A 24182-nucleotide genomic window follows, 5' to 3' on the forward strand; every position below is an offset into this window, starting at 1 on the left:
CTCAGCGCCTGACGGCGATGCCCAACCGCTGGAGGCGCAACGCCAAGTCGTGGTCATTCAAACCGAGCAGGCGCGCCGCCGCGCGCAGCTCGCTGGCCGCGCGGTGCATGGCCGACTCGATGGCATGTCGCTCGGCCAACTCAGCCGCCTGCTGCATCAGCTCAGGCAGCGGCAACTCGCCGACCCGCTCGATCAGGCCCCTGAGCGCCGCAGCCAGCTTGTCGGACGGTGCTTCGTCGCCGGACGTCAAGGCCACTCGGCGCAGCGTCAGCCCGATGCACTCCTGATCACCGTCGGCAAGCAACGCAGCACAGACCTCCACGCCGAAGACCTGGCCGGGGGCGTGGCCGATGCTCACGCCAGAGGCCTGCGCCAGTCCGTCGCGCCGCACGTCGACCATCAACGCGGCCAGCCGGCGATCCGGGTCGCCCAAGGCGTCTGTCAACAACTGGCTGCGCACCTGGGCCTCGACGCCGCAACGGCACAGGGCCACGAACGCATCGTTGGCCATCAGGACCCGGCCGCTGGAATCGGTGACCACGACGCCCTCGCCGGCCGGCCCTTCGGCATCGAAACTCGCCGGACGAGCCCTCACCAGCAGGCGCAGCGCCCCCTGCCCTTCGCCCGGTGCACGGAACGGGGTGGCCGACAGCTCGATCTGCGTGCCTCCGTCACCTAGACGGGTGCGAACCTCGGCCGCACGCGCCGTTCTGCGCGCCATGGCCAGCAGCTCGGCGATCGGCGCCGGCAAGGGTTGCTGCAGCCCGCCGAACAGCTCGTCGGCCGTCGGGTTGGCATCGATCACGGCCAGGCTCTCGCCATCGAGCACCATCACCGCATCGGAGGCCACCTGGGCCAGCAGGCGGTCGCGCGTCTGGGCCTGGCGCAGCTTCCAGTAGTCGCGCTCCAGCTCTTGCTGCGCTTCGATGAAGCGCTGCTGGATCGCGCCGACGGCGCGCAGGTCGCGGCCGACGGCGATCAGCGGGCCCTGCTCGCCCAGCCGCAATGCGGCGTAAGAGATGGGAATGTCGGGGCCGCTGCCGGAGGGGTGATTGACCTCACGCCGCCGCGTGACGCCGGTGCTGCTCGCTTCGAGCAGCAATTGCTTGATCTTCTGGCGCGTGTCGCCGGTGACCGTCTCCTCCCACTGGCGACCCACCCATTGGCGGGCCGGCGGGTTCGGGCCGGCGTCGGCCACCGCCACGTTGCGGATGACTCCGTTCGGATCGATGACGAGGGCAATGTCGCTCGCCACGGAAACGAATGCCTTGGCCAGCTCCGGAGCGAGCCCGGACAACAAGCTCAGGTCTGCAGGGTCGGCTGGGCCAGTGGCCACGCGTTGTCTCCAAGCTCCCGCAAATCGCGGTATCCGCAGAAGTTACCACGCTTTGCCGGTGCAGATCTGATCAGCCCCCGGTGGGCGGGCAGCGCTGGCCAGCGGTCCCGACCGACGCACTACACCCGCAGCAACTGCCTCAGACTTGCCATTCATCGCTGGCGTCTTCGGCCTCGCCCTCACTGGCCCGCCGCAGTGCGCGGCGTCGCAGATGCAGGCCCCACCACTCGGCGGCGAGGGCGAGCGCCACCAGCCCCAGGCCCAAGGTGGACAGCGCGCTCATGATGGCCTCCCGAGGGCCAGGTCACGGCGAGCCAGTTCGACGATCACCAGGCGGACCCGCAACAGCACGGCCGCCAGGGCCTGCGCCGCGAAGGCCCCGGCCCAAGGCCAGGCGGCGGCAGGCACCGGCACGTCCCACGGCGGTTGCGCACCCCCGCTCGCTTGTTGCCACAAGGCACCGGTGGCCAGGGCCAGCAGCGCAGCCAATGCGCCGGTGGGCGCCAAGGCCTCTAGCAGAAGCAGCGGCAGCGCCGCTCGCGACAGACGGCCCGCCACGGCCGCCCCGAGCATCGCCAGTGCCAGCGCGAGCGCCAGCCAAGCCAGCGGCAGGTGCAGCGCCAGCAAACGCTCGGCATCGTGGCCCTCTGCCTGGGCCGGACCACCCATCGCCCGCAGGCCGGTCGCGGCCAGCACCAAAGCCATCACCAGCAAGACCGGCACCGGCCGCCACGCCAGCTCGTAAAAGCGCCAGGGATCCGCAAAGCGCGCCCAGCGCCGCAACGCGGCTTCGGTACCTCCGGGGTGGAGCAGGTCCATGGCGGTCTCCAGGTTGTTGTCAATTTGCATTGACACTACTACTATACAACCAAGTTGACAACCTGTGTGGACACATCACCGATCCAGAGCACCCTGCCCGCGCGTCGACCTCGTCCCCACGCCGTCGTCATCGGCAGCGGCTTTGGCGGGCTCGCCGCCGCGGTGCGCCTGGGTGCCCGCGGCTACCGCGTCACAGTGCTGGAGCAGCTGGATCAGCCTGGCGGACGCGCCCGCGTGCATCGCCAGGACGGCTTCACCTTTGACGCGGGCCCCACCGTGATCACGGCGCCCTTCCTCTTCGAAGAACTCTGGGCCTTGTGCGGCCGCCGCCTCCAGGACGACGTCGACCTGCGACCTGTAGCGCCCTTCTACCGCATCCGCTTCGACGACGGCGAGACCTTTGACTACAGCGGCGACGCGGCCGCGATGCGCGCCGAAGTGGCCCGCGTGGCGCCCGACGACGTGGCCGGCTATGAGCGATTCCTGGCCGCGAGCGAGGCCATTTTCAAGGTCGGCTTCGAGCAACTGGCCCACGTGCCCTTCGACCGCTGGACCGACATGGCGCGTGCGCTGCCGGCTCTGCTGAAGCTCGAGGGCTACCGCAGCGTCTATGGGCTGGCGGCCCGATACGTGCAGGACGAGCGGCTGCGCACGGTGCTCACCTTCCAGTCGCTGCTGGTCGGTGGCAACCCCTTCGACACCACCTCGGTCTACTGTCTGATCGCCTTCCTCGAGCGGCGGTGGGGCGTGCACTTCGCGATGGGCGGCACCGGCCAACTGGTGCAGGGTCTGGTTCGGTTGATCGAGGGCCAGGGCGGCACCGTTCGCTGCAACGCGCCAGTGCACGAGATCCTGGTCGAGCGCGGCACCGCCTGCGGCGTGCGGCTCGACGGCGACGTGCGCATGGCGGCCGACGTGGTCGTCAGCAACGCCGACTCCGCCTGGACCTACAAGCATCTGCTGCCTGGCGTGAAGCGGCAGCGCTGGACGGACCACCGGCTCGACCGGGCGCGGTACTCGATGAGCCTGTTCGTCTGGTACTTCGGCACGCGCCGCCAGTACCCGGATGTCGCCCACCACACGATCGCGCTGGGCCCGCGCTACGGCGGCCTGCTTGGTGACATCTTCGACCGCCACCTGCTGGCCGACGACTGCAGCCTCTACCTGCACCGCCCCACCGCCACCGACCCCTCGATGGCTCCGCCGGGTTGTGACGCTTTCTACGTGCTGTCCCCCGTGCCGCACCTGGCCAGTGGCATCGACTGGCGCGCTCACGCCGAGACTTACCGTCAGCTCATCGCCAGGCGCCTGTCGGCCACCCTGCTGCCCGGCCTGGAGGACGCGGTGGTGACCTCGCGGCTGCTGACGCCGCAAGACTTTCAGGACACCTTGTCGTCCTACCGCGGGGCCGCCTTCGGGCTGGCACCGCAGCTGGCCCAGAGCGCCTGGTTCCGGCCGCACAACCGCAGCGAAGAGGTGCGGCACTTGTACCTGGTCGGCGCCGGCACGCACCCAGGCGCCGGCCTGCCCGGCGTGCTGTCGTCGGCCCGCATCCTCGACCGTGTGGTGCCCCACGGCCGCCAACTGGCACGTGCCCATGAGACTGCCGCGGCCTGACCCCGCCGACGTGGCCGCCTGCTCAGCCCTGCTGAAGCAGCACGCGCGCAGCTTCCATGCGGCGTCGCGGCTATTGCCCGCCAGCGTGCGCGAGTCGGCCTCCGTGCTCTATGCCTTTTGCCGCGTGGCGGACGACACCGTCGATGAGCATGGCGGGCGGCACCTTGCCATCGCGAAATTGCGCGCGCGGCTGGACGCAGCCTACGACGGCAAGCCCACTTCGAACGCGGTCGACCGGGCGCTCGGCGCGGTCGTCGCGCGGCACGCCATCCCGCGCCTATTGCCCGAGCAATTGCTGGAGGGCCTGACCTGGGACGCCGAGGGCCGCACCTACGACAGCTTGGACGAGCTGTTGGACTATGCCGCGCGAGTGGCGGGCTCGGTGGGCGCGATGATGGCCCTGCTGATGGGCGCCCGCTCGTCCGCCGCCCTGGCCCGCGCCTGCGACCTCGGCGTGGCCATGCAGCTTTCCAACATCGCGCGCGACGTGGCAGAAGATGCAGGCCGCGGGCGGCTCTACCTGCCGCGCGAGTGGCTGCGCGAGGCTGGCATCGATGGCGACGCCTGGTTGGCCGCGCCGGCCTGGAGCCCGGCGCTGGAAGGCGTGCTGCGCCGCCTGCTGGCGGCGGCAGATGGTTTGTATGCGCGAGCGGCAAGTGGCATCTCGGCGCTGCCGCTGGGCTGCCGCCCGGGCATCAACGCGGCCCGCCTGCTCTATGCCGCCATCGGCCACGAAGTGCTGCGTGTGGGCGCGAGCGGCTGGCCGCGCCGCGCGGTGGTTTCGCCAGGCCGGCGTGCGTGGCTGCTGGCGCGCGCGGCGGTCACGCCATGGCCGCTGGCCGCCGGCCGGCACGAGCCGCCGCTGCATGCCAACCGCATCTTGGTGGCGGCCGTGCGGGACGCGTGCCGCCGCAGCGATGCCGACTTCGTCCTCGAACTCTTCCTGCGTCTGTCGCAACGCGAGCGCGTGCAGACGACAGTCATGGCCCGGAGGGCTTCCTGATGGCCTTGATCGCTGTGGGTCTGAACCACGGCACCGCGCCGATCGATCTGCGCGGCCGCTTCGCCATCCCCTTCGAGGGCCTGGCCGGCAGCGTGCAGAACTTGCGTTTGCACCTGGCGCGCTCGGAGCCGGAAGCCGCCATCCTCTCGACCTGCAACCGCACCGAGCTGTACGTGGCGGCCGCCAACGACGACACGCTGAAGGGAGAGGCGCTGGCTTGGCTGGCGGGCCGCGCGGGGATGACCGCCGGGCAACTGGCCGGCCACACCTATGCGATGACGGGCGCCGAGGCGGCGCGGCACGCTTTCCGCGTCGCCTCGGGCCTGGATTCTCAGATGCTGGGCGAGCCCATGATCCTGGGCCAGATGAAGCAGGCGATGCGCGCCGCGGAATCGGCCGGCGGCCTGGGCAGCACGCTGCACCAGTTGTTCCAGCGGACCTTCGAGGTCGCCAAGCAGGTGCGCTCGCGGACCGACGTCGGCGCGCAGTCGGTCAGTCTGGCCGCGGCGGCCCTGCGCACCGCACTGCAACTCTTCGAGGACATCGGTCGCACGCGGGTGCTGTGCGTCGGCGCGGGCGAGATGATCGAGCGCGCGGCCACGCATTTCGCGGCGCGCCGGCCCGAGGCGCTGGTGTTCGCCAACCGTACACCGGCGCGCGGCGCAGCGCTGGCGGCGAAGCTGGGCGGCACGGCAATTCCCCTGGCCGACCTGCCGCAGCGCTTGCACGAGTTCGACATCGTCATTTCCTGCACCGCGAGTGCGCTGCCGCTGATCGGCCTGGGCGCCGTGGAGCGGGCCTTGAAGGCGCGGCGCCGTCGGCCGATGCTGCTGCTCGACCTGGCCGTTCCGCGCGACGTCGAGCCCGAGGTCGCGCGCCTGCCTGACGCGTACTTGCGCACGCTGGACGACCTGACCGTCCAGGTGGAAGGCGCCGGGGCCCGCCGCCGGGCGGCGGTGGCGCAGGCCGAGTCGCTCATCGACGAAGGTGTGCGCCGATTCGGCCGCTGGATGGACGAGCGCGGCAGCGTGCCGCTCATCGTCACGCTGCAGGGCCAGGCCGCCGACTGGCGCGCCCTGGAACTCGCCCGTGCACGGCGGCGTCTGGCGCGTGGCGAAACGGTGGACAACGTGCTGGAGGCTCTGGCACGGGCACTGACGAGCAAGATGCTGCACGGGCCGATGGCCGCCCTGCATGCCTCTGCCGGCGAGCCCGAGGTGGCCGACCACGTGACGCGCCTGTTCTTGCGCGGCCGCCCGTAGACCACGCTCAGTGGACCACCCCGGGTAGAGCACCATAGGCAGGGCGCCATGGAAGGCCATCTGTTCGGCCTGATCGAACTGCTGCTCGTCTTCGGCCTCGTGCTCGGCATCGCATGGTGGGAGCTGCGCAGCCTGCGGCGTCCGCCCCGGCCGCCGGCCGCTGGAAAACCAGCGGGCGATGCGGCTGGCGACAAGCCCCCGCCCGATCCGCCCGTGTGAAGAGACGCCGCCGCGGCCTGCGCGTCAGCCGGCGCGGCGCGGCATGCGAAACGGCAGCAGCGCCTGCACCCACGGGGCGGCAAAGCGATCGAGCGACAGGCTCTCGTGCACCGCGCGCATCGCTTGCCCTCGGTGCTGCACAGACAGCAGCGACCGGGCGTAGAACGGGCCATCCTCCCAGGTCTGCAGCAGTCGCGCCTCGCCGCGGGTCTCTCGCGCGAGACGCCAGCGGGTGCGCGGCAGGGCAAGCGTCGGTCCGGGCGGCTCGTGGTTCAGCTGACCATCGCGGCCAACCTTCATGTTCAGCGACATCGTGCTGCCGTCGAGCCGGTGAACGTCATAGCGGACTTGGCTGTTTCCATCAGGCAGCGCGCAACGCGACCAATGCCAGCGGCTGAACGACTCCTCCAGCGGCGTGTCGCCCCAGTTCGTATCGAGGTAGCCCTCGCCCGACCAGTGCAGCGCCGGCGCATCGAGGTGCAGCGAGACCCGCGCGCGTGGCGCGATGGGCTGCCAACGGTGTGCACCCGCGGCATCGAGCGTGAAGGGGCCGCCCTCGATGACCGTCGAAGGCTCCACACGCAGCCGGCCGCGCACCCGGCCCGGCCAAGGCACTGCGAGCTCGTCCAGCGTCACCTCGAGCACCCCGCGGTCCCATTGCAGCGCGCTGGGTCCGATCTGCAGCCGGGTGGCGTTGCGCTGCAGCGCGCCGCGGCCGCGCTCGGTCATGGTCCAGCGATTCGGCCCGGTGCCGTACAGCGCACAGTTCAGCGCCACATGGTCGGCCGGATCCGCCGGGCCGCGTCGGCGAGCGCGAGCGTAGTAAGGCGAAAAGACGCTGCCAATGAACGCGATGAGCGTCAGGCCATGGCGGCCATCGTCGCTCGTCGCGTCCAGGTACCACCAAACGTACCCGCCGGGATTCAGGGGCGTGTCGAAGCCAGGTCCTCCCAGAGGCATTCGGCGGCCCGCTGGCCCGACAGCGCCGCCATCGGCACCCCCGGCCCGGGGTGTGTACTGCCCCCCGCCAGGTACAGGCCAGGCAGCGGATGCCGGGCCCCCATGCGGCGAAACGAGGCCTGCCAACCGTGGCTCGGCGGTCCGTACAGTGCCCCGCCAGTCGCCGGGAAGCGGCGCGCGAAATCGGCCGGCGTCCTCCGCTGGATCGGCGCCAGCGGCTGGATCTTCAGGCCGCAGGCCGAGAGGCGCTGGAAGACGCGTTGCTCGCATGATTCGATCTCCTGCAAAGAGGGTGGGCCGAGGTCGCCGCGCGCCGGGGCATTGACCAGGCACAGCAGGCGCTCGCCTTCGGGCGGGGGGCTCGCGTCCGCAGCGGGGCGGTCCTGCGCGCACACGTAGACCGAGGGGTCCGAGGGCAGGCTGCCATGGCGCTGGATGTCGTCGAACTCGGCCCGGTACGCCGGCGAGAAGAACACGTTGTGGCGCTCCAGCGGAAAGCCCTCGCATCGGGCCACGGCGAGCCAGGTCAGCGCCGACAAGGACCTCTGCTCCGGCCGCTCCCAGCGCCGTCGAGAGGCGCTCAGCGCTTCGGCCGCCGCGCCCCCCAGCTGACCCGCGGCGAGCGCGGCGACGTCGCCATTGAAGACGACCGCGTCGGCCCGCAGTTCCTCGCCGTCGCGCAGCCGCACGCCGACGCAGCGGCCCCGCTCGACAAGGATCTGCGCGACATCGGCATCGCAGCGCAGCTCCGCACCGCGTTGGCGAGCGAGCTTGCTCAGCACATCCGCGATACGCGCCATGCCACCTTCCACCAGCCACACGCCCTGGCGCTCCACATGGGCGACCAGCATCAAGGTGGCCGTGGCCTGGAAGGGCGACGAGCCGCAGTAGGTGGCGTAGCGGCCGAACAGCTGCTGCAGCCGCGGATCGGCGAAATGGCTGCCCAGTTCGTCCCACATGCGGGCAAAGGGCGAGATGCGCGCCAAGCCAGGCAGCCCGCGCCACCCGCTGCGCCGCACCAGCCCGAGAACGCTGGTGCGCTGGCCGCGCAGGAAGGGCTGCTCCAGCGCGTCGTGGATGGTTCTCGCCCGCCGGCAGAAGCCGCGGTAGGCGCGCGCCTCGGCGGCACCGGCGAAACCGCCGATCGCATCGACCGTGGCTTCCAGATCGGCATGCAGGTCGAGACGGTCGTGGGCGTTCCAGGCGTGGCGGGCGAGGATCTTGGCTGGCAGCAGGCTCAGGTGAGCCTCCAGACGCTCACCGACCGATTCGAACAGCTCGTCGAAGACCCAGCGCATCGTGCAGACGGTGGGGCCACTGTCCAGCCACCGCCCACCGACGGGCCGCTCGCGCAGCTTGCCGCCGGGTGCGGCGCCGCGCTCCAGCACCAGCAGCTTCAGCCCCTGTTCGGCCAGGCGAAGCGCGGCCACCAGGCCGGCGACGCCCGCACCCACGATGAGGACGGAACGCGGTCTCATTGACGACGACACTTCATGTGTCTATATTAGTTTACGCTCTACAAGTCGCTTGTAATTTACAAGCGGCATCGGACCGGAGGCCCGCATGCACGTGTCGGCTCGCATCGAACTCGCGCTGGACGCGGCGCTCGCCCTCGGTGAACGAGAGGGCCACCCGCCGAAGCTCGCACAAGCCATGCGCCACGCGGTGTTCCCGGGCGGCGCGCGCATCCGCCCCACCCTGTGCCTGGCGGTGGCCGCCGCCTGTGGCGATGACCATCCGGCACTCGCCGACGCGATGGCCGCATCCATCGAGCTGCTGCACTGCGCCTCGCTGGTCCACGACGACCTGCCCTGCTTCGATGACGCGCCCACGCGGCGTGGCCAGCCGTCGGTGCACCGCGCGTTCGGCGAGCGGCTGGCCGTCCTGGCGGGCGACGCGCTGATCGTGCTGGCCTTTGAGACGCTGGGGCGCGGTGCGGCTGAAGCGCCCGGCCGCCTTCCCGGCCTCGTCTCCGTGCTCGCCGCGGGGGTGGGCATGCCATGCGGCATTGCCGCCGGCCAGGCCTGGGAATGCGAGCCGCGCGTCGTGCTGGGCGACTACCACCGTGCCAAGACCGGCGCGTTGTTTGCAGCGGCAGCCGCCGGCGGGGCTTTGGCAGCGGGTGCCGATGCGCGCGCGTGGCGTGTGTTGGGCGAGCAGCTGGGCGAGGCCTACCAGGTGGCGGACGACATCCGCGACAGTGCCGCCACGGCACAGTGGCTCGGCAAGCCCTCTGGCCGCGACCTGGCGCTCGACCGGCCCAACATCACCCGCGAGCAAGGGCTGCGCCACGCCTTGGGCCACTTCGCCGACCTGATCGCCCAGGCGCAGCAGTCGGTGCCCCCATGCCGTGGCGCCACCGGCCTGCGTCGGATGGTCCAGCGAGAGTCGGAGCGCCTGGTGCCCAAGGCGCTGCTCGAGGAATGGCTGGCCTCGGCCGCCTGACAGTCGGCGCCGCCGATCGCTGGTCCCGTGAACATCAACCCATCGATCGCTCCTGGACTGCTGACGCGTTGGCAAAGCTGGCGCGACCAGTCGCTGATCAGTGCCGATTTCCGTCGCCGGGCCTTGCGCTTTTGGCCCTCGCGCTGGGTGGCGCGGCGCAGAGCGCGGGCGCTGTTCGACATCGTCGCGGGCTTCGTCTACTCGCAGACCCTGCTGGCCTGCGTCCAGCTGCGGCTGTTCGATCGGCTGGCCGAGGGGCCGATGACCGCCACGGCGCTGGCCGCTGCGCTGGAGTTGCCAGCCGACGCCACGCACCGGCTGCTCGATGCGGCGGCGGCGCTGGGCCTGGTGGAGCGCCGCCAGCGCGATCTCTTCGGCCTGGGGCCCCTGGGCGTCGCGTTGGTGGACAACGCCGGTCTGGCGGCGCTCGTGCGGCACCACGCGATCCTCTATGCCGACTTGCAGGATCCGGTCGCGCTGCTGCGCGGCGATCGTGTCGGCCGCTTGGCGAGCTACTGGCCCTACGCGACCTCCAGCACCCCGGATGAGCTGCCTGACGATCGGGTGGGTGCGTACTCAGAGCTGATGTCAGCCTCGCAGCCGCTGGTGGCGGACGAAGTGCTGAGCGCGTACCGCCTGCGGCAGCACGCCTGCCTGATGGACGTCGGGGGTGGCGAGGGGCGCTTCCTCGTGTCGGCCGCTGAACGCGAGCCGCACCTTCGCCTGATCCTGTTCGACCTGCCTCCAGTCGTCGAGCGCGCGCGGGCGCGACTCGGGTCGCTGGGCTTGGGCGGGCGCGGCACTTTCGTGGGTGGCAATTTCCTGGCCGATCCGCTGCCCCCGGGAGCCGACGTCATCTCGCTGGTCCGGGTGGTGCACGATCAATCAGACGATGGCGCCCGCCACCTGATGCGCGCGGCGTTCGCGGCCCTGCCGCCGGGCGGTGTGTTGCTCGTCGCCGAGCCGATGGCCCGCACGCGCGGCGCCGAACCCATGGGCGACGCCTACTTCAACCTCTACCTGCTCGCCATGGGCCGCGGGCGCCCACGCTCCGCCGCCGAACTCACCCGCCTGCTGCACGAGGCGGGCTTTGCCGAGGTGGAGGCCCGCACCACCCGGCTGCCGCTGCAATGCGGCCTGCTGGTCGCCCGCAAACCCGGCTGATCAGCGGCAGACAAATCGTGTGTCAACTCCTATTGACACGCGATTGAGTACGCGTAGTATGACATTCAAGCTCTACGCACCTCTTCGATGCATGCCCTCCACACACTTGAACGCCCTGCGGCACGCCGCGCGGCAAGGACGCGCGCCATGCACAGCCTCGCGGTGGTGATGGAGCAACCGGAGCACTTGAGCTTGAGCCGGCTCGTCCTCCAACCCCCCGGCGACGACGACATCGTGGTCGACGTGGAGTGGAGCGGCATCAGCACCGGCACCGAGCGCCTGCTGTGGACGGGCCGCATGCCCTCGTTCCCGGGCATGGGCTACCCACTGGTGCCTGGCTATGAATCGGTGGGGCGCGTGGTCCAGGCCGGCCCGAACGCAGGCCACGACGTGGGCGAACGCGTCTTCGTGCCCGGTGCGCGTTGCTACGGCGAAGTGCGCGGCCTGTTCGGCGGCGCGGCCTCCCGCGTGGTACTGCCGGGTGCCCGGGCCGTGACGCTGGACGACACGCTCGGCGAGCAGGCGGTGCTGCTGGCGCTGGCGGCGACGGCCTACCACTCGGTCGCCCGCGGCGGCAAGCACGATGTGGTGACGCCGCCGGATCTGATCGTAGGCCACGGCGTGATGGGTCGTCTGCTGGCGAGGCTCAACCTCGCCGCCGGCTACACCGACTTCGCCGTCTGGGAAACCAACCCCGCCCGCGCGCAAGGCGCCACCGGCTACCCCGTGATCGACCCGAAGGACGATCCCCGCAGGGACTACCGCGCCATCTACGACGTGAGCGGCGATTCGGCCCTGCTCGACCAACTCGTGATGCGGCTCGCGCCCGGCGGGCAGATCGTGCTGGCCGGCTTCTACAGCGAACCGCTGCAGTTCGCCTTCGCGCCGGCCTTCATGCGCGAGGTGCAGATCCGCTGCGCGGCCGAGTGGCACCGCAACGACCTGCTCGCCGTCACCGAGCTGGCCAGCGCCGGCGCGTTCTCGCTCGACGGGCTGATCACCCACCACGAAAAAGCCGAGCACGCCGCCGGTGCCTACCGGACCGCCTTCGGCGACGCGGCCTGCCTGAAGATGGTTCTGGACTGGAGACACTGCTCATGAACGCACCTGCCATTCCGGCCGTGGCTCCGGTCCACTTCATGATGAAAGAGCAGTTGCGCGCAGAGGCCGCCATCGAGCCGGACCCGGTGGCCACCTCGCCGGCCGCCAAGACCACGCAGATCATCGCCATCTACGGCAAGGGCGGCATCGGCAAGAGCTTCACCCTCGCCAACTTGAGCTACATGATGGCCCAGCAGGGCAAGAAGGTGCTGCTGATCGGCTGCGACCCCAAGAGCGACACCACCAGCCTGCTCTTCGGCGGCAAGGCCTGCCCCACCATCATCGAGACCAGCAGCAAGAAGAAGCTCGCCGGCGAGGCCGTGGCCATCGGCGACGTCTGCTTCAAGCGCGACGGCGTCTACGCGATGGAGCTGGGCGGCCCCGAGGTCGGCCGCGGCTGCGGCGGGCGCGGCATCATCCACGGCTTCGAGACGCTGGAGAAGCTCGGCTTCCACGACTGGGGTTTCGACTTCGTGCTGCTCGACTTCCTGGGCGACGTGGTCTGCGGCGGCTTCGGCCTGCCGATCGCGCGCGACATGTGCCAGAAGGTCATCGTCGTCGGCAGCAACGACCTGCAGTCGCTGTACGTCGCCAACAACGTGTGCAGCGCGGTGGAGTACTTCCGCAAGCTGGGCGGCAACGTCGGCGTGGCGGGCATCGTGATCAACAAGGACGACGGCACCGGCGAGGCCCAGGCCTTCGCCAAGAACGCCGGCATCCCGGTGCTGGCGTCGATCCCCGCGAACGAGGACATCCGCCGCAAGAGCGCCAGCTACGAGATCATCGGCAAGCCCGATGGCGAGTGGGGCCCGCTGTTTGCCGAGCTGGCCACCAACGTGGCCGAGGCACCGCCCCAGCGGCCCACGCCGCAGACACAGGACCAGTTGCTCGGCCTGTTCAGCGCCGAGAGCACGGGCCGCGACTTCCAGATGGAGCCGGCCACGCTGTTCGACATGATCGGCAAGAGCGAGCAGGCCAAGCCCACGCTCGAAGTCATCTACGACGCGGCCTGACGCCATGAGCAACTGCCACTCCGGGCCGGACCTGAAGCACGCCGCCGCGCAGGCTGCGGGCACGACGCAGACGCTGGAACAGTACGCCAAGGACTACCCGACCGACCCGGACCGCGGCCCGCACGACCAGCCGCAAAGCATGTGCCCGGCCTTCGGCTCGCTGCGCGTGGGCCTGCGCATGCGGCGCACGATGACCATCCTCAGCGGCTCGGCCTGCTGCGTCTACGGCCTGACCTTCACCTCGCACTTCTACGGCGCCAAGCGCAGCGTGGGCTACGTGCCCTTCAACAGCGAGACGCTGGTCACCGGCAAGCTGTTCGAGGACATCCGCGAGGCGGTCCATGCCCACGCCCGGCCGGAAGACTACGACGCGATCGTCGTGATCAACCTGTGCGTGCCCACCGCCAGCGGCGTGCCACTGCGCCTGCTGCCCAAGCAGATCAACGGCGTGCGCATCATCGGCATCGACGTGCCGGGCTTCGGCGTGCCCACCCATGCCGAGGCCAAGGACGTGCTGGCCGGCGCGATGCTGAAGTACGCCCGCCATGAGGCCGAGCAGGGCCCTGTGCAGGCACCGCGCACCGGCGTGAGCGACAAGCCCACGGTGAGCCTGTTGGGCGAGATGTTCCCGGCCGACCCGATGGTGATCGGCATGATGCTCGAGCCCATGGGCCTGGCGGCAGGCCCGGTGGTGCCCACCCGCGAGTGGCGCGAACTCTATGCCGCACTGGACTGCACGGCGGTTGCCGCCATCCATCCCTTCTACACCGCCAGCATCCGCGAGTTCGAAGCCGCCGGCCGCCCGATCGTCGGCTCGGCGCCAGTCGGTCACGACGGCACGGAGGCCTGGCTGCAGGCCATCGGCCAGGCCTGCAATGTCGAGCAGGCCCGCATCGATGCGGTGAAGAACCGCATGCTGCCCGCCATCAAGGGCGCTCTGGCGGCCACACCGATCAAGGGCCGCATCACCTTGTCGGGGTACGAAGGCTCCGAGCTGCTGGTCGCCCGGCTGCTGGTGGAAAGCGGTGCCGACCTGCGCTACTGCGGCACCGCCTGCCCGCGCACCGCCTGGAACGAGGCCGACCGCGACTGGCTGCAGGCCCGCGGCGTGCACGTGCAGTTCCGCGCCTCGCTCGAGCAGGACCTGGCCGCCATGCGCGAGTTCAAGCCCGACCTCGCGATCGGCACCACGCCGGTCGTGCAAGCCGCCAAGCAGGCGCGCACGCCCGCGCTGTATTTCACCAACCTGATCTCAGCGCGGCCCTTGATGGGCCCGGCGGGCGCCGGCTCGCTGGCGCAGGTCATCAACGCAGCCATCGCCAACCAGGGGCGCTTCGACCAGATGAGCGAGTTCTTCGGCGAGACCGGCGAAGGCGACCGCGCCGGCGTGTGGGAAGGCGTGCCCGAGATGCACCCCGAGTTCCGCGCCGACACCCGCCGCCAGGTCATCAAGCTGCTGAAGAAGCGCAAGGCCGAGGAGATGATCTGATGCTGGTGCTGGACCACGACCGGGCTGGCGGCTACTGGGGCGCCGTCTACGTGTTCACCGCCATCAAGGGCCTGCAGGTCATCATCGATGGCCCGGTGGGCTGCGAGAACCTCCCGGTCACGTCGGTGCTCCACTACACCGACGCGCTGCCGCCGCACGAGCTGCCGATCGTCGTCACCGGCCTGGCCGAAGAGCAGCTCGGTCGCGAGGGCACCGAAGGCGCGATGAAGCGCGCGCACGCGGTGCTGGACCCGGACCTGCCCTCAGTGGTGGTGACCGGCTCGATCGCCGAGATGATCGGCGGCGGCGTGACGCCCGAGGGCACCACGATCCAGCGCTTCCTGCCGCGCACCATCGACGAAGACCAGTGGCAGTGCGCCAACCGGGCCATCTACTGGCTTTGGCAGCAATACGGCCTGCGCAAGGTGCCGGCCCGCGTACGCAAGCCCGGCGAGCGGCCGCGCGTGAACATCATCGGCCCGAGCTACGGCATGTTCAACGGGCCCAGCGACCTGGCCGAGATCCGCCGCCTGGTGCAGGGCATCGGCTGCGAGGTGAACATGGTGTTCCCGCTCGGCAGCCACGTGGCGGACGTGGCGCGCCTGGTGGAAGCCGACGTCAACATCTGCCTGTACCGCGAGTTCGGCCGCATGCTGTGCGAAGCGCTGGACCGGCCCTACCTGCAGGCGCCCATCGGCCTGCACAGCACCACCGCCTTCCTGCGCAAGCTCGGCGAATTGACCGGGCTCGACCCGGAGCCCTTCATCGAGCGCGAGAAGCACACGACGATCAAGCCGGTGTGGGACCTGTGGCGCTCGGTCACGCAGGACTTCTTCGCCACTGCCAGCTTCGCGGTGGTCGCCAACGAGACCTACAGCCGCGGGCTGCGTCACTTTCTCGAAGACGAGCTGGGCCTGCCCTGCCAGTTCGCGGTGCCGCGCATCCCCGGCGCCAAGACTGACAACGCCGCGGTGCGCGAGCTGGTCAAGACCAAGACGCCGCTGCTGATGTTCGGCAGTTTCAACGAGCGCATGTACCTGGCCGAAGCCTCTGCCAAGGGGCCGATGAAGCCGAGCTACATCCCGGCCTCGTTCCCGGGCGCGATCATCCGCCGCGCCACCGGCACCCCCTTCATGGGTTACGCCGGTGCCACCTATGTGCTGCAGGAAGTGTGCAACGCGCTGTTCGACGCGCTGTTCCACATCCTGCCGCTCGGCACGGAGTTAGACCGTGTCGAGCCAACCCCCGCCCGGCAGCACCAGCCGCTGCCGTGGGACGACGATGCCCGAGCGAGGCTCGACGCGCTGGTGGAAGCGCAGCCTGTGTTGGTGCGCATTTCCGCGGCCAAGCGCCTGCGCGACCACGCCGAGCAAAAGGCCCGCCGCGCCGGGCACGACCGAGTCAGCGCCGCGTGGGTCGAGGAGGGGGTCGCATGACAGCACCCGCTTGCGTCCGGCCGGCGCCCACCCTGCCGCGCGGGTCCAGCGCGGTGACGGCCGCGAGGCCACTTTTCTAGGAGCAATGTTGATGGTTGACGACAGGAGAGGCTCGCTTTCCGGCCTCACGGATGAGGAAGCACGAGAGTTCCACGGCATCTTCATGAAGAGCTTCATCGGCTTCACGCTCGTGGCGATCGTTGCCCACGTGCTCGTGTGGTCGTGGCGGCCGTGGCTCTGAGCACAGCCGCCGGCCTGCCCGCCAGCGCCCACGCGGCGCCGGCGGACGACCGTCGGTCGTTCATGGTCATCTTCGTGGTGGCCTTCGCTCTCTTTCTCATGATCGCCGTGATCGCCGAAGCGCTGATGGTGCGTTGGCGGCCGTGGTTCCCGGGGGCCGAGAGCGAAAAGTCACTGATCGGAGGCGTGAGGGCGGCGGTGAGCACCTTCATGCCACTGCTGATTTGAGGAGCATTCACATGTACAAGATATGGCTTCTATTCGACCCGCGCAGAGCGCTGGTTGCGCTGATCACTTTCCTGCTGGTGCTGGCACTGGTGATCCATTTCATCCTGCTGAGCACCGACCGGTTCAACTGGCTCGATGGCGGAAAGCACGCCACCCCGGCGCAGACATCTTCGATGCCCGCTCCCGCACCGACCAAGTAGCGGTGTGCCAAGGGGGCCGGCAAGTTGCCGGCCTGACTGACTGCGCGGCGCGCGCCAGGGCCCCAGGGCCCGACGCTCGCGCGTCGCGCGCGCAATTCGTCGGCTGTAGGAGGAGCGACCATGTCCATGCTCAGCTTCGAGCGAAAGTACCGGGTGCGCGGCGGCACGCTTGTGGGCGGCGACCTGTTCGACTTCTGGGTCGGGCCGTTCTACGTCGGCTTCTTCGGCGTCACCACCGCCTTCTTCGCCTCGGTGGGCACGCTGCTCATCGTGTGGGGCGCATCGCAGGGGCCCACCTGGAACCTCTGGCAGATCAGCATCGCGCCGCCTGACCTGAAATACGGCCTCGGCATGGCGCCCTTGATGGAAGGCGGGCTCTGGCAGCTCATCACCATCTGCGCCATCGGCTCGTTCGTCTCATGGGCGCTGCGAGAGGTGGAGATCTGCCGCAAGCTGGGCATCGGCTACCACGTGCCCTTTGCTTTCTCGTTCGCGATCCTGGCCTATGTGACGCTGGTGGTCATCCGGCCACTGCTGCTCGGCGCCTGGGGCCACGGCTTCCCGTACGGGATCATCAGCCACCTGGACTGGGTGTCCAACACCGGCTACCAGTACCTGCACTTCCACTACAACCCGGCGCACATGCTGGGGGTGAGCTTCTTCTTCGCCACCACCTTCGCGCTGTCGCTGCACGGCGCGCTGATCCTCTCGGCCACCAATCCGAAGGCTGGCGAGACGGTGAAGACCGCCGAACACGAGAACACCTTCTTCCGCGACACGATCGGCTATTCGATCGGCACGCTCGGCATCCACCGGCTCGGCCTGTTTCTGGCTCTGTCTGCCGTCTTCTGGAGCGCTGTGTGCATCGTCATCAGCGGGCCCTTCTGGACCCGCGGCTGGCCCGAGTGGTGGAGCTGGTGGTTGAACCTGCCCATCTGGCATTGAGCCCAGCGCACGAGGAGACACGACATGGCCGAATACCAGAATCTCTTCACCCGCGTGCAGGTGGCGCCGACCGCCGGCGGCGCGGCCTCCGTGTCGATCGGCGCGGATGACCGAGAGCGTTCGCGCGCCGTCGGGCACCTGTACTGGCTCGGCAAGCTGGGCGACGCGCAGATCGGCCCGATCTATCTCGGCTGGCTCGGCATTGCCTCGCTGATCTTCGGCTTCACCGCCTTCGAGATCATCGGACTGAACATGTGGGCGTCGGTGGGCTGGGACCCGGTGCAGTTCGTGCGCCAGTTGCCCTGGCTCGGCCTCGAGCCGCCGCCGCCCAGCAACGGGCTGCACCTGTTCCCGCCCCTGAACCAGGGCGGGTGGTGGCTGATGGCAGGCTTCTTCATGACCAGCTCGGTGCTGCTGTGGTGGACACGCATGTACCGCCGCGCCCGCGCGTTGGGCATGGGCACCCACGTCGCCTGGGCCTTCGCGGCAGCGATCTGGCTGATGCTGGTGCTCGGCTTCATCCGCCCGCTGTTGATGGGCAACTGGTCCGAAGCGGTGCCCTTCGGCCTGTTCCCGCACCTGGACTGGACGGCCGCGTTCTCGCTGCGCTACGGCAACCTCTTCTACAACCCGTTCCACATGCTGTCGATCGCGTTCCTGTACGGCGCGACGCTGCTCTTCGCGATGCACGGCGCCACGATCCTCGCGGTCAGCCGCTTCGGCGGCGAACGCGAGATCGAGCAGATCGTCGATCGCGGCACGGCGTCGGAGCGGGCCGCCCTGTTCTGGCGCTGGACGATGGGCTTCAACGCGACGATGGAATCGGTGCACCGCTGGGCCTGGTGGTTCGCCGTCCTGTGTCCGCTGTGCGGCGGCATCGGCATCCTGCTCACCGGCACCGTGGTCGACAACTGGTACCTGTGGGCCGTCAAGCATCACGTCGCGCCGGCCTATCCGGCAGTCTTCGGTACGGTGGTCGACCCGGCCACCATTCCTGTGGGGGTGAAGCCATGAGGCATGAGCACGACCACCGCCAGAAGCGCCTGTTGGCGCTGGCTTTGCTGCTGAGCAGCGCCACCGTTGCCGCGTGGGCCTGGGAGCAACTGCCCGCGGCCGCCATCGGCCTGAGCCAGAGCGCAGCACAGGCCTACCAATGGGCACAGGCCAGCCACCTCGTACCGCCGCCGAGCACCGCAGCGGCCTACGATCCACCCGGCGCATCCGCGGCTGTGCCGGGAGACACCCCATGACGGCGCCTCGCCATCGCGCCGCGCTGGGGCGTGTGGGCGGCCTCGCCGCCATCGCGCTCGCCGCGTTGTCTGGCTGCGAAAGGCCACCGATGGACACCGTGCAGCTCGGCTACCGAGGCACCGGCATGACCGAGGTCTACAACCCGCGCCTGCTGGCCCTGCAGGAGGGCCTCAATGCCGTGCCCGAGGACCAGCCGCCCGCCTCGCCGGATGGCCCCCGGGCCAAGGAGGTGTTCCAGAACGTGAAGGTGCTCGGCGATCAGAGCGTGGGCGAGTTCACGCGCACCATGTTGTCGATGACGGCGTGGGTCGCCCCCAAAGAGGGCTGCGCCTACTGCCACAACACCGCGAACCTGGCCGACGACTCGCTCTACACCAAGGTGGTCGCCCGCCGGATGCTGGAGATGACCCGGCACATCAATGCGAGCTGGAAAGTCCACGTCGCCAGTACCGGGGTCACCTGCTACACCTGCCACCGTGGCAACCCGGTGCCGACGCAGACCTGGTTCGCCCCGCTGCAGAACACCAACCACTTCATCGGCAACAAGGCCGGGCAGAACAGCCCTGCCACCAGTGTCGGGCTGGCCGCCTTGCCGAACGACCCGTTCTCGGCCTACTTGAGCGGTTCGACCGAGATCCGGGTTGAGGGCGTCACCGCCCTGCCCTCGGGCCGTGGCGCATCGATGCAGCAGACGGAAGCGACGTTCGGCCTGATGACCCACATGTCGCGATCGCTGGGCGTCAACTGCACCTTCTGCCACAACACGCGGCAGTTCTCGGGCTGGGAAGAAAGCTCTCCGCAGCGCATCACGGCCTGGCATGGCATCCGCATGGCGCGCGACGTGAACGGCAACTACCTTGACCCGCTTGCGGCGACTTTTCCGGCGCAGCGCAAGGGGCCGGTCGGCGACGTGGCGAAGGTCAGCTGCGCCACCTGCCACCAGGGCGCCTACAAGCCGTTGTACGGCAAATCGATGCTGGCCGGCCACCCCGAACTCATCGCCCCTGCGGCCAAGGCATCGTCGGGCCCGATTCCGGCGGATGCCCTGGCGGCCACCGCCGCGGTGGTGAGCCAGGAGACCAAGTCGCCATAGCGCCACGGGCGCCCGTGGTGCTCCTGGCGCCCGTTCACGCGACACAGTCCTGATGCCCAGCGTGTACCAGCCCTGGGCTTATTCATTCCATCGCAGCTCAATCGGAGCGTGGGGTGAGCTCGCCTGGGGCGCGGTCACTGCATCCGGTTCGCCAGGGGCACCCGAACCATGATCAAGTCAGCGATCGACTTCGGTGAAAAGCTGTTTCTCGTCCTGATCGCGGGCTTCACCGTGGTCGCGATGGGCCAGGAGATCCTGTTCCTCTACGAGCAGCGCAAGGTCGAGCTGAAGGATCTGCTGCTGATGTTCATCTACGCCGAGGTTCTGGGCATGCTGTCGGCCTTCTACAGCCGGCAGCGCAACCTGATCCTGATGCCGCTGTTCATCGCGACCACCGCGCTCAGCCGGCTCATCATCCTGCAAGGCAAAGAGGCCGACGCGGCGATGCTGGTGTACGAAAGCGGCGCCATTCTGCTGATCGGCGCGGCGTGCTGGATCATCAACAAGGTGTCCCGCTCCGAGTGAGCCGGCCAGCGCCCTCACGGCGCCCTCATGGCGCCCCCAATGGCGCCCGCCGAGTCAAGCGCGCGACCGCAGGCCCCAGTTCCAGAGGGCATGGCTCGGCAGGGGGAGCACCATGAACCAGTGCTCCAGCAGGCCGAGTGTCAGCAAGGTGGCGCTCAACACAGCGGCCGCCTCGGCGGCAGCGGTCAACCCACCGCCCAACGCCGCCCGCCACCACCACACCGCGGCCACACTGGACACCAGCACCGACAGCGGGAACAGTGCGTTCATCGGCCGCCGGCGAAAGTAGCTCGCCAGGTACGCCAGGTGCGACGGCAGGAAACGCTCGTTCAGGTTGCGCACGCCGAGAAAGAGGTTGAGCTTGGCGCTCTGGCGCATCACCCAGAGGATGGCGTAGGTGGCCAGCGCAGCCTGGTTCGGCTGGCGCCACGTCAGCACCGCCAGCAGGCCGCCCAGGATCAACAGCGCGATTTCGTGGTGCAGCACGGTCTGGAGTGCGAGCCTCGCGCGCTGCCAACCCTGCGCCTGCTCAGGGCAAGGCTGGCGCCGCGCCCCGGTGACATAGCCCAGCAAGAAGGCCACCTCCTGCCATGCCCACACGCCGAGGGCCGCGGTGAAGGCGACGTAGACCGCGGCGTGGCCGGTGTCCCCGGCCGTCAACGCCACGGCCGCCAGCGACGCGATCAGCATCAGCGTGGCGGCTGTCATGGTCCACTTGTGGGTGGCGCGCGGCATGCCCACCAGGTAGAGGATCACCCCCGTACTGAACCACCACGCGAACAGCGTGTAGACCACCGGAGCAGCCTGGTGCCACACAGCGTCCTGCACCGCTGTCACCAGCTGGGTGCCATGCGCACCTGCGCAGGCAGCGGCCGGCGGCGGGGGGCGAGGACATACAGCCGGGCGAAGCCGGCCACGCCGGCCAGCGCCCAGCCTGCCTGGGCCAGCCGGCCCATGACGCCACCGCGCTCCCGCCCGCGCTCGAAGCCCTGTGCCGCGCGGAGTAGCCGGTCGAGCCCGGCGAAGAAGGCCGGGTGATCGATATCGAGCGTGACGGGGAAGACCTGGGTGGAGATGTCGCGCGTGATGCGGATGACCTCGCGGTCGTAGGCGGTCGGGTCGAACCCCATCGCTGCATTGAGCTGCGGCCGCTGGTGGTCTCGCACGTACATGGTGGCGTACACCGCGAGCTGGAAGAAGCGGATCCACAGCGTGTTCACACCGCTCAGCAACGACGGGTTGGCCCGCAGGATCAGCGCAAACGATTCACCGTGCCGGAACTCGTCGTTGCACCAACGCTCGAACCACCGGAAGATCGGGTGGAAGCGCAGCTCGGGGTGGCGCTCGAGCTGGCGGAAGATCGTGATGTAGCGCGCGTAGCCGATCTTCTCGCTCAGGTAGGTCGCGTAGAAGATGTACTTAGGCTTGAAGTAGGTGTAGGCCTTGTTGCGCTTGAGGTTGCCGAGGTCCACGCCGAGGCCGAAGTCCTTCAGGCTCTGGTTCAAAAAGCCTGCGTGGCGCGACTCGTCGCGCGCCATGTAGCGCATCAGGCGCTTGACGTCGGGGTTCGAGACGTTCTTCTGAATCTCGTTGTACAGCACGCAGCCCGAGAACTCGGACGTGAGCGAGCTGACCAGGAAAGCCATGAACTCGGCGCGCAGCTCGGGCGACCAGGTGGGCGCCAGGCGGGCCACCTCATCGGCGAACGCAGGCGTGCGCTGGAAGTGGTCGTGGTTGTTGTCGCCTTCGTACTCTTGCAGCATCGCGTCCCACTCGGCGCGCAGCGGGCTGACGTCGATGCGGTCCATGGCCGCGAAATCGGTGGTGTAGAAGCGCGGGCTGAGCAGCGTGCTGGCCTCGGCGTGCGCCGCGGCATCGTCCGGCGTGGCGAAAGTGGGTTGGCTCATGAATTCTCCTGTGGGGCAGGCTTCAAGGGTGGGCTTGCGAATCGCTGCCTGGCAGCAGGCGCGCAAAGACGCCGGCATTGGCAGGCCCGAAGGAACGCAGGTCGATCTGGCGGCCGGTGCCCGGGTCTTCGAGCACCAGCCGCCCGTCAGCCAGCGCCACAAGCCGGAACGGCGGCTGGGCACCTACGCCCTGCCGCTTGCGCTCACGGACCAGTCCCCGCACGGCGCTGCGCAGGAAACCGTTGGTGCCGGGCGCCACCTCGCCGATGCGGTGGGCACTGGGCGCGTCGTTGATGTCGATGCCGCCGTCCGCGCGGTCCTCGAAGCGCAGCCAGCGCTCGGCCATCGCCGGCGAAGGCTCCGCTTGCGACGCGCTCACCCCCGAGAGGCGGACCACCGCCACGCCGGCCAGGCTCACCAGAACCAAGGCGACCAGGGCCGTCACGGGCAGCTTCGGCGTTGGGGTGTGGGCGGTGTTCACGGCGTGTCAGGCGGCACGCGCCTCTGGCCGCACCGCCACGCGTATCGGCGGCAGCGCCTCGGCCGGCGACGGCTGCATCCTGGCCACGGCCTGCGGATCGGCACTGGCTTTCAGCGCCTCGGCGAGCAAGGCGGCCACCCGTTGAACCTCGGGCACGGCACGGAGCATGGGCTGCGGCTCCTTCAGGCGCCACGGCCGAGCGTGCGGCCACAAGTTCAGGTACGCGATGCGGGTTCCGGCGACCAATTCCAGCGCGATGTCACCCTCCCCCGCGCCACCCCGGCGCAGGCCGGCAGAGGCGATCTGGCGCAGCGGCAGGTTGAAGGTGAGCGACAGCACGATGCCGATGCGCAGCACCAGGCGCTTGTCGGTGAGCGTGTACACGGTCGTTCTGGCGACGAGAATGGCCAGGCACCACGCCATGCCCACCGCGAAGCCAGCCAGCGGCAACAGCCCGGCCACGGCGATGACGGCCGGCCAGAGCCCGGCGCTGGCAGCGACATCGACCCCACGCCATGCCAGGATGACGGCAAAGTACAGCGCGAGCGGGCGCCAATGCATGGCTTCGCGCGCCAGCGTGCCCGCGTCGGGCCGGCCTTGCCAGAGCAGGCGCTCGCCCTGCGGCAGCGGCTCAGGCAGGCCATGGGCCGCCTCGAACTCGTGTTCGCCGATGTTCACAGCAGCGGCTCCTGCCTGTCGGGCGTGGCGTAGAGCGTGCCGGCGCCGAAGTAGGCCATGATCTTTTCCTCTTCCAGCAGCGTCACACGGTCAGGCACGCGCAGGGCCGGCACGCCAGCAAACTGGTCGGCGCACAGCGAGCGCACCCGCACCCGGTGGTCGTCGATGCGCGCGAAGTTGATCGGCAGCAGCACGCTGGGCCCCTGAGGCAGCGCCACCTCGAGGTAGCGGAACAGCATCTCGGCCTGGTCGACCCACAGCTCGGTGACCGTGCCGGCCACCGCGCCATCCGCCCCGATCACCGGCAGGCCGCGCGGGTCGGGGTCGCCATGGTCGACGCCGAAGCCGGCCAAGACCCGCAGCGGCAGCAGGCGCGGCGCGCCGTCCAGCGTGGTGTCGGGCACGTCGGCCCGCTCGGCGTAACTGCCCGGGCCGACGCCGGCTTGCATCGGGTCGCCGTCCGGCACCAGCGGTGCGCCTGGCCAAGGGCCGCTGGGCCGGGCGCTCAACGGAGCGGGTGCCGACGCCGGCCGCGGCACGCTGACGCTGCTGCCGTCGCGCAGCAGGTAAGTCTTGGGCGACGGGATGCTCGGCCAGCCCTGGATAGGCACCCGCGGCGCTCGGGCGGAGCGATCGGATTCGAGCGGGTAGCCCTCGCGCTTGTTCTCGCGCAGCAGGTAGGTCACCAGCCCGGCGAAGAAGATCCAGAAGGCGTAGAGGACGACCTGGGCGACGTCGATGGTGGGTGTGATGGCACCGGTTTGCATGTT

Annotated in this window: 28 protein-coding genes; 18 read left to right on the top strand and 10 right to left on the bottom strand. The window is 69.7% G+C overall.

Translation table 11 applies throughout. The features are described from left to right. Position 1 precedes the first annotated feature (1 nt). From AACH06_RS10570 to AACH06_RS10580, 3 genes are all read right to left on the bottom strand, one after another. Positions 2-1336 (bottom strand): PAS domain-containing protein, encoded by a 1335-nt coding sequence (locus AACH06_RS10570; protein ID WP_341425637.1) that lies wholly within the window; start codon positions 1334-1336, stop codon positions 2-4. A 139-nt stretch (positions 1337-1475) separates the two neighbouring features. Continuing rightward, positions 1476-1619, bottom strand: coding sequence for a hypothetical protein (locus AACH06_RS10575; protein ID WP_341425638.1), 144 nt, complete (start codon positions 1617-1619; stop codon positions 1476-1478). Next, positions 1616-2155 carry a hypothetical protein gene (locus AACH06_RS10580; RefSeq protein WP_341425639.1) on the bottom strand — a complete coding sequence of 180 codons (540 nt, stop codon included), beginning with the start codon at positions 2153-2155 and terminating at the stop codon, positions 1616-1618. The genes AACH06_RS10575 and AACH06_RS10580 overlap by 4 nt, the downstream gene beginning before the upstream one ends. A 54-nt stretch (positions 2156-2209) precedes the next feature. On the opposite strand from AACH06_RS10580, the gene AACH06_RS10585 reads away from it, so the two are divergent. From AACH06_RS10585 to AACH06_RS10600, 4 genes are read left to right on the top strand one after another with little or no spacing between them, the layout of a single operon-like run. Then, the gene (locus tag AACH06_RS10585) at positions 2210-3772 is read left to right on the top strand and encodes a phytoene desaturase (RefSeq protein WP_341425640.1); all 1563 of its coding nucleotides are present in this window, start codon (positions 2210-2212) and stop codon (positions 3770-3772) included. Continuing rightward, the gene (locus AACH06_RS10590) at positions 3753-4775 is read left to right on the top strand and encodes a phytoene/squalene synthase family protein (RefSeq protein ID WP_341425641.1); all 1023 of its coding nucleotides are present in this window, start codon (positions 3753-3755) and stop codon (positions 4773-4775) included. Before AACH06_RS10585 ends, AACH06_RS10590 begins: the two co-directional genes overlap by 20 nt. Continuing rightward, positions 4775-6037 carry a glutamyl-tRNA reductase gene (hemA, locus tag AACH06_RS10595; RefSeq protein ID WP_341425642.1) on the top strand — a complete coding sequence of 421 codons (1263 nt, stop codon included), beginning with the start codon at positions 4775-4777 and terminating at the stop codon, positions 6035-6037. Before AACH06_RS10590 ends, hemA begins: the two co-directional genes overlap by 1 nt. Before the next feature lie 48 nt (positions 6038-6085). Next, entirely contained in the window at positions 6086-6256 is a 171-nt protein-coding gene (locus AACH06_RS10600; RefSeq protein WP_341425643.1) for a hypothetical protein, read from the top strand. Positions 6257-6280: 24 nt separating this feature from the next. On the opposite strand, the gene AACH06_RS10605 is transcribed toward AACH06_RS10600, so the two are convergent. Continuing rightward, the gene (locus AACH06_RS10605; protein ID WP_341425644.1) at positions 6281-7216 is read right to left on the bottom strand and encodes a carotenoid 1,2-hydratase; all 936 of its coding nucleotides are present in this window, start codon (positions 7214-7216) and stop codon (positions 6281-6283) included. Then, positions 7180-8694: a 1-hydroxycarotenoid 3,4-desaturase CrtD gene (crtD, locus tag AACH06_RS10610; RefSeq protein WP_341425645.1), complete on the bottom strand. Its 1515-nt coding sequence runs from the start codon at positions 8692-8694 to the stop codon at positions 7180-7182. The genes AACH06_RS10605 and crtD overlap by 37 nt, the downstream gene beginning before the upstream one ends. A gap of 85 nt (positions 8695-8779) precedes the next feature. Here crtD and AACH06_RS10615 point away from each other — a divergent pair, with 85 nt between their 5' ends. From AACH06_RS10615 to AACH06_RS10680, 14 genes are all read left to right on the top strand, one after another. Beyond that, on the top strand, positions 8780-9661 hold the full coding sequence (locus AACH06_RS10615; protein ID WP_341425646.1) for a polyprenyl synthetase family protein: 882 nt from the start codon (positions 8780-8782) through the stop codon (positions 9659-9661). Between the two features lie 27 nt (positions 9662-9688). Further along, complete coding sequence (locus AACH06_RS10620) at positions 9689-10825, top strand: methyltransferase (RefSeq protein ID WP_341425647.1); 1137 nt, start codon at positions 9689-9691, stop codon at positions 10823-10825. Between the two features lie 147 nt (positions 10826-10972). Further along, complete coding sequence (gene bchC, locus AACH06_RS10625; protein ID WP_341425648.1) at positions 10973-11926, top strand: chlorophyll synthesis pathway protein BchC; 954 nt, start codon at positions 10973-10975, stop codon at positions 11924-11926. Then, positions 11923-12939 carry a chlorophyllide a reductase iron protein subunit X gene (locus tag AACH06_RS10630; protein WP_341425649.1) on the top strand — a complete coding sequence of 339 codons (1017 nt, stop codon included), beginning with the start codon at positions 11923-11925 and terminating at the stop codon, positions 12937-12939. Before bchC ends, AACH06_RS10630 begins: the two co-directional genes overlap by 4 nt. A 4-nt stretch (positions 12940-12943) precedes the next feature. Then, entirely contained in the window at positions 12944-14428 is a 1485-nt protein-coding gene (bchY, locus tag AACH06_RS10635) for a chlorophyllide a reductase subunit Y (RefSeq protein ID WP_341425650.1), read from the top strand. Further along, positions 14428-15864: a chlorophyllide a reductase subunit Z gene (gene bchZ / locus AACH06_RS10640; RefSeq protein ID WP_341425651.1), complete on the top strand. Its 1437-nt coding sequence runs from the start codon at positions 14428-14430 to the stop codon at positions 15862-15864. The genes bchY and bchZ overlap by 1 nt, the downstream gene beginning before the upstream one ends. A gap of 91 nt (positions 15865-15955) precedes the next feature. Then, positions 15956-16105, top strand: coding sequence for a light-harvesting antenna LH1, beta subunit (gene pufB, locus AACH06_RS10645; RefSeq protein ID WP_341425652.1), 150 nt, complete (start codon positions 15956-15958; stop codon positions 16103-16105). After that, entirely contained in the window at positions 16096-16332 is a 237-nt protein-coding gene (locus tag AACH06_RS10650) for a hypothetical protein (protein WP_341425653.1), read from the top strand. The genes pufB and AACH06_RS10650 overlap by 10 nt, the downstream gene beginning before the upstream one ends. An 11-nt stretch (positions 16333-16343) precedes the next feature. Beyond that, positions 16344-16532: a light-harvesting antenna LH1, alpha subunit gene (gene pufA / locus AACH06_RS10655; protein WP_341425654.1), complete on the top strand. Its 189-nt coding sequence runs from the start codon at positions 16344-16346 to the stop codon at positions 16530-16532. A 120-nt stretch (positions 16533-16652) separates the two neighbouring features. Continuing rightward, on the top strand, positions 16653-17477 hold the full coding sequence (gene pufL / locus AACH06_RS10660) for a photosynthetic reaction center subunit L (RefSeq protein WP_341425655.1): 825 nt from the start codon (positions 16653-16655) through the stop codon (positions 17475-17477). Between the two features lie 24 nt (positions 17478-17501). Beyond that, positions 17502-18491, top strand: a complete 990-nt coding sequence (gene pufM / locus AACH06_RS10665) for a photosynthetic reaction center subunit M (RefSeq protein ID WP_341425656.1) — start codon at positions 17502-17504, stop codon at positions 18489-18491. Next, a complete protein-coding gene (locus AACH06_RS10670) occupies positions 18488-18727 on the top strand; it encodes a hypothetical protein (RefSeq protein WP_341425657.1) in 240 nt (79 codons plus the stop codon). Before pufM ends, AACH06_RS10670 begins: the two co-directional genes overlap by 4 nt. Next, on the top strand, positions 18724-19821 hold the full coding sequence (gene pufC / locus AACH06_RS10675; protein ID WP_341425658.1) for a photosynthetic reaction center cytochrome PufC: 1098 nt from the start codon (positions 18724-18726) through the stop codon (positions 19819-19821). Before AACH06_RS10670 ends, pufC begins: the two co-directional genes overlap by 4 nt. 168 nt (positions 19822-19989) lie before the next feature. Next, positions 19990-20346: a phosphate-starvation-inducible PsiE family protein gene (locus tag AACH06_RS10680; RefSeq protein WP_341425659.1), complete on the top strand. Its 357-nt coding sequence runs from the start codon at positions 19990-19992 to the stop codon at positions 20344-20346. 54 nt (positions 20347-20400) lie between these two features. On the opposite strand, the gene puhE is transcribed toward AACH06_RS10680, so the two are convergent. From puhE to puhA, 5 genes are read right to left on the bottom strand one after another with little or no spacing between them, the layout of a single operon-like run. Next, positions 20401-21174, bottom strand: coding sequence for a putative photosynthetic complex assembly protein PuhE (gene puhE, locus AACH06_RS10685; RefSeq protein WP_341425660.1), 774 nt, complete (start codon positions 21172-21174; stop codon positions 20401-20403). Positions 21175-21179: 5 nt separating this feature from the next. Continuing rightward, the gene (acsF, locus tag AACH06_RS10690; RefSeq protein ID WP_341425661.1) at positions 21180-22253 is read right to left on the bottom strand and encodes a magnesium-protoporphyrin IX monomethyl ester (oxidative) cyclase; all 1074 of its coding nucleotides are present in this window, start codon (positions 22251-22253) and stop codon (positions 21180-21182) included. A gap of 22 nt (positions 22254-22275) precedes the next feature. Further along, the gene (gene puhC / locus AACH06_RS10695) at positions 22276-22734 is read right to left on the bottom strand and encodes a photosynthetic complex assembly protein PuhC (RefSeq protein ID WP_341425662.1); all 459 of its coding nucleotides are present in this window, start codon (positions 22732-22734) and stop codon (positions 22276-22278) included. A 6-nt stretch (positions 22735-22740) separates the two neighbouring features. After that, positions 22741-23412 carry a photosynthetic complex putative assembly protein PuhB gene (gene puhB / locus AACH06_RS10700; RefSeq protein ID WP_341425663.1) on the bottom strand — a complete coding sequence of 224 codons (672 nt, stop codon included), beginning with the start codon at positions 23410-23412 and terminating at the stop codon, positions 22741-22743. Further along, positions 23409-24179, bottom strand: coding sequence for a photosynthetic reaction center subunit H (gene puhA / locus AACH06_RS10705; RefSeq protein WP_341425664.1), 771 nt, complete (start codon positions 24177-24179; stop codon positions 23409-23411). The genes puhB and puhA overlap by 4 nt, the downstream gene beginning before the upstream one ends. Between the last annotated feature and the right edge of the window lie 3 nt (positions 24180-24182).

Origin of the sequence: Ideonella lacteola (genome assembly GCF_038066555.1) — a bacterium.
In the GTDB taxonomy this organism is placed as follows: Bacteria; Pseudomonadota; Gammaproteobacteria; order Burkholderiales; family Burkholderiaceae_C; genus Ideonella; species Ideonella lacteola.

What these genes read in the sequence shown, in the direction of transcription:
- AACH06_RS10575 (WP_341425638.1), bottom strand. Translation starts at nt 1,619, where the DNA reads ATGAGCGCGCTGTCCACCTTGGGCCTGGGGCTGGTGGCGCTCGCCCTC.
- AACH06_RS10580 (WP_341425639.1), bottom strand. Translation starts at nt 2,155, where the DNA reads ATGGACCTGCTCCACCCCGGAGGTACCGAAGCCGCGTTGCGGCGCTGG.
- AACH06_RS10590 (WP_341425641.1), top strand. Translation starts at nt 3,753, where the DNA reads ATGAGACTGCCGCGGCCTGACCCCGCCGACGTGGCCGCCTGCTCAGCC.
- hemA (WP_341425642.1), top strand. Translation starts at nt 4,775, where the DNA reads ATGGCCTTGATCGCTGTGGGTCTGAACCACGGCACCGCGCCGATCGAT.
- AACH06_RS10600 (WP_341425643.1), top strand. Translation starts at nt 6,086, where the DNA reads ATGGAAGGCCATCTGTTCGGCCTGATCGAACTGCTGCTCGTCTTCGGC.
- AACH06_RS10605 (WP_341425644.1), bottom strand. Translation starts at nt 7,216, where the DNA reads ATGCCTCTGGGAGGACCTGGCTTCGACACGCCCCTGAATCCCGGCGGG.
- crtD (WP_341425645.1), bottom strand. Translation starts at nt 8,694, where the DNA reads ATGAGACCGCGTTCCGTCCTCATCGTGGGTGCGGGCGTCGCCGGCCTG.
- AACH06_RS10615 (WP_341425646.1), top strand. Translation starts at nt 8,780, where the DNA reads ATGCACGTGTCGGCTCGCATCGAACTCGCGCTGGACGCGGCGCTCGCC.
- bchC (WP_341425648.1), top strand. Translation starts at nt 10,973, where the DNA reads ATGCACAGCCTCGCGGTGGTGATGGAGCAACCGGAGCACTTGAGCTTG.
- AACH06_RS10630 (WP_341425649.1), top strand. Translation starts at nt 11,923, where the DNA reads ATGAACGCACCTGCCATTCCGGCCGTGGCTCCGGTCCACTTCATGATG.
- bchY (WP_341425650.1), top strand. Translation starts at nt 12,944, where the DNA reads ATGAGCAACTGCCACTCCGGGCCGGACCTGAAGCACGCCGCCGCGCAG.
- bchZ (WP_341425651.1), top strand. Translation starts at nt 14,428, where the DNA reads ATGCTGGTGCTGGACCACGACCGGGCTGGCGGCTACTGGGGCGCCGTC.
- pufB (WP_341425652.1), top strand. Translation starts at nt 15,956, where the DNA reads ATGGTTGACGACAGGAGAGGCTCGCTTTCCGGCCTCACGGATGAGGAA.
- pufA (WP_341425654.1), top strand. Translation starts at nt 16,344, where the DNA reads ATGTACAAGATATGGCTTCTATTCGACCCGCGCAGAGCGCTGGTTGCG.
- pufL (WP_341425655.1), top strand. Translation starts at nt 16,653, where the DNA reads ATGTCCATGCTCAGCTTCGAGCGAAAGTACCGGGTGCGCGGCGGCACG.
- pufM (WP_341425656.1), top strand. Translation starts at nt 17,502, where the DNA reads ATGGCCGAATACCAGAATCTCTTCACCCGCGTGCAGGTGGCGCCGACC.
- AACH06_RS10670 (WP_341425657.1), top strand. Translation starts at nt 18,488, where the DNA reads ATGAGGCATGAGCACGACCACCGCCAGAAGCGCCTGTTGGCGCTGGCT.
- pufC (WP_341425658.1), top strand. Translation starts at nt 18,724, where the DNA reads ATGACGGCGCCTCGCCATCGCGCCGCGCTGGGGCGTGTGGGCGGCCTC.
- AACH06_RS10680 (WP_341425659.1), top strand. Translation starts at nt 19,990, where the DNA reads ATGATCAAGTCAGCGATCGACTTCGGTGAAAAGCTGTTTCTCGTCCTG.
- acsF (WP_341425661.1), bottom strand. Translation starts at nt 22,253, where the DNA reads ATGAGCCAACCCACTTTCGCCACGCCGGACGATGCCGCGGCGCACGCC.
- puhA (WP_341425664.1), bottom strand. Translation starts at nt 24,179, where the DNA reads ATGCAAACCGGTGCCATCACACCCACCATCGACGTCGCCCAGGTCGTC.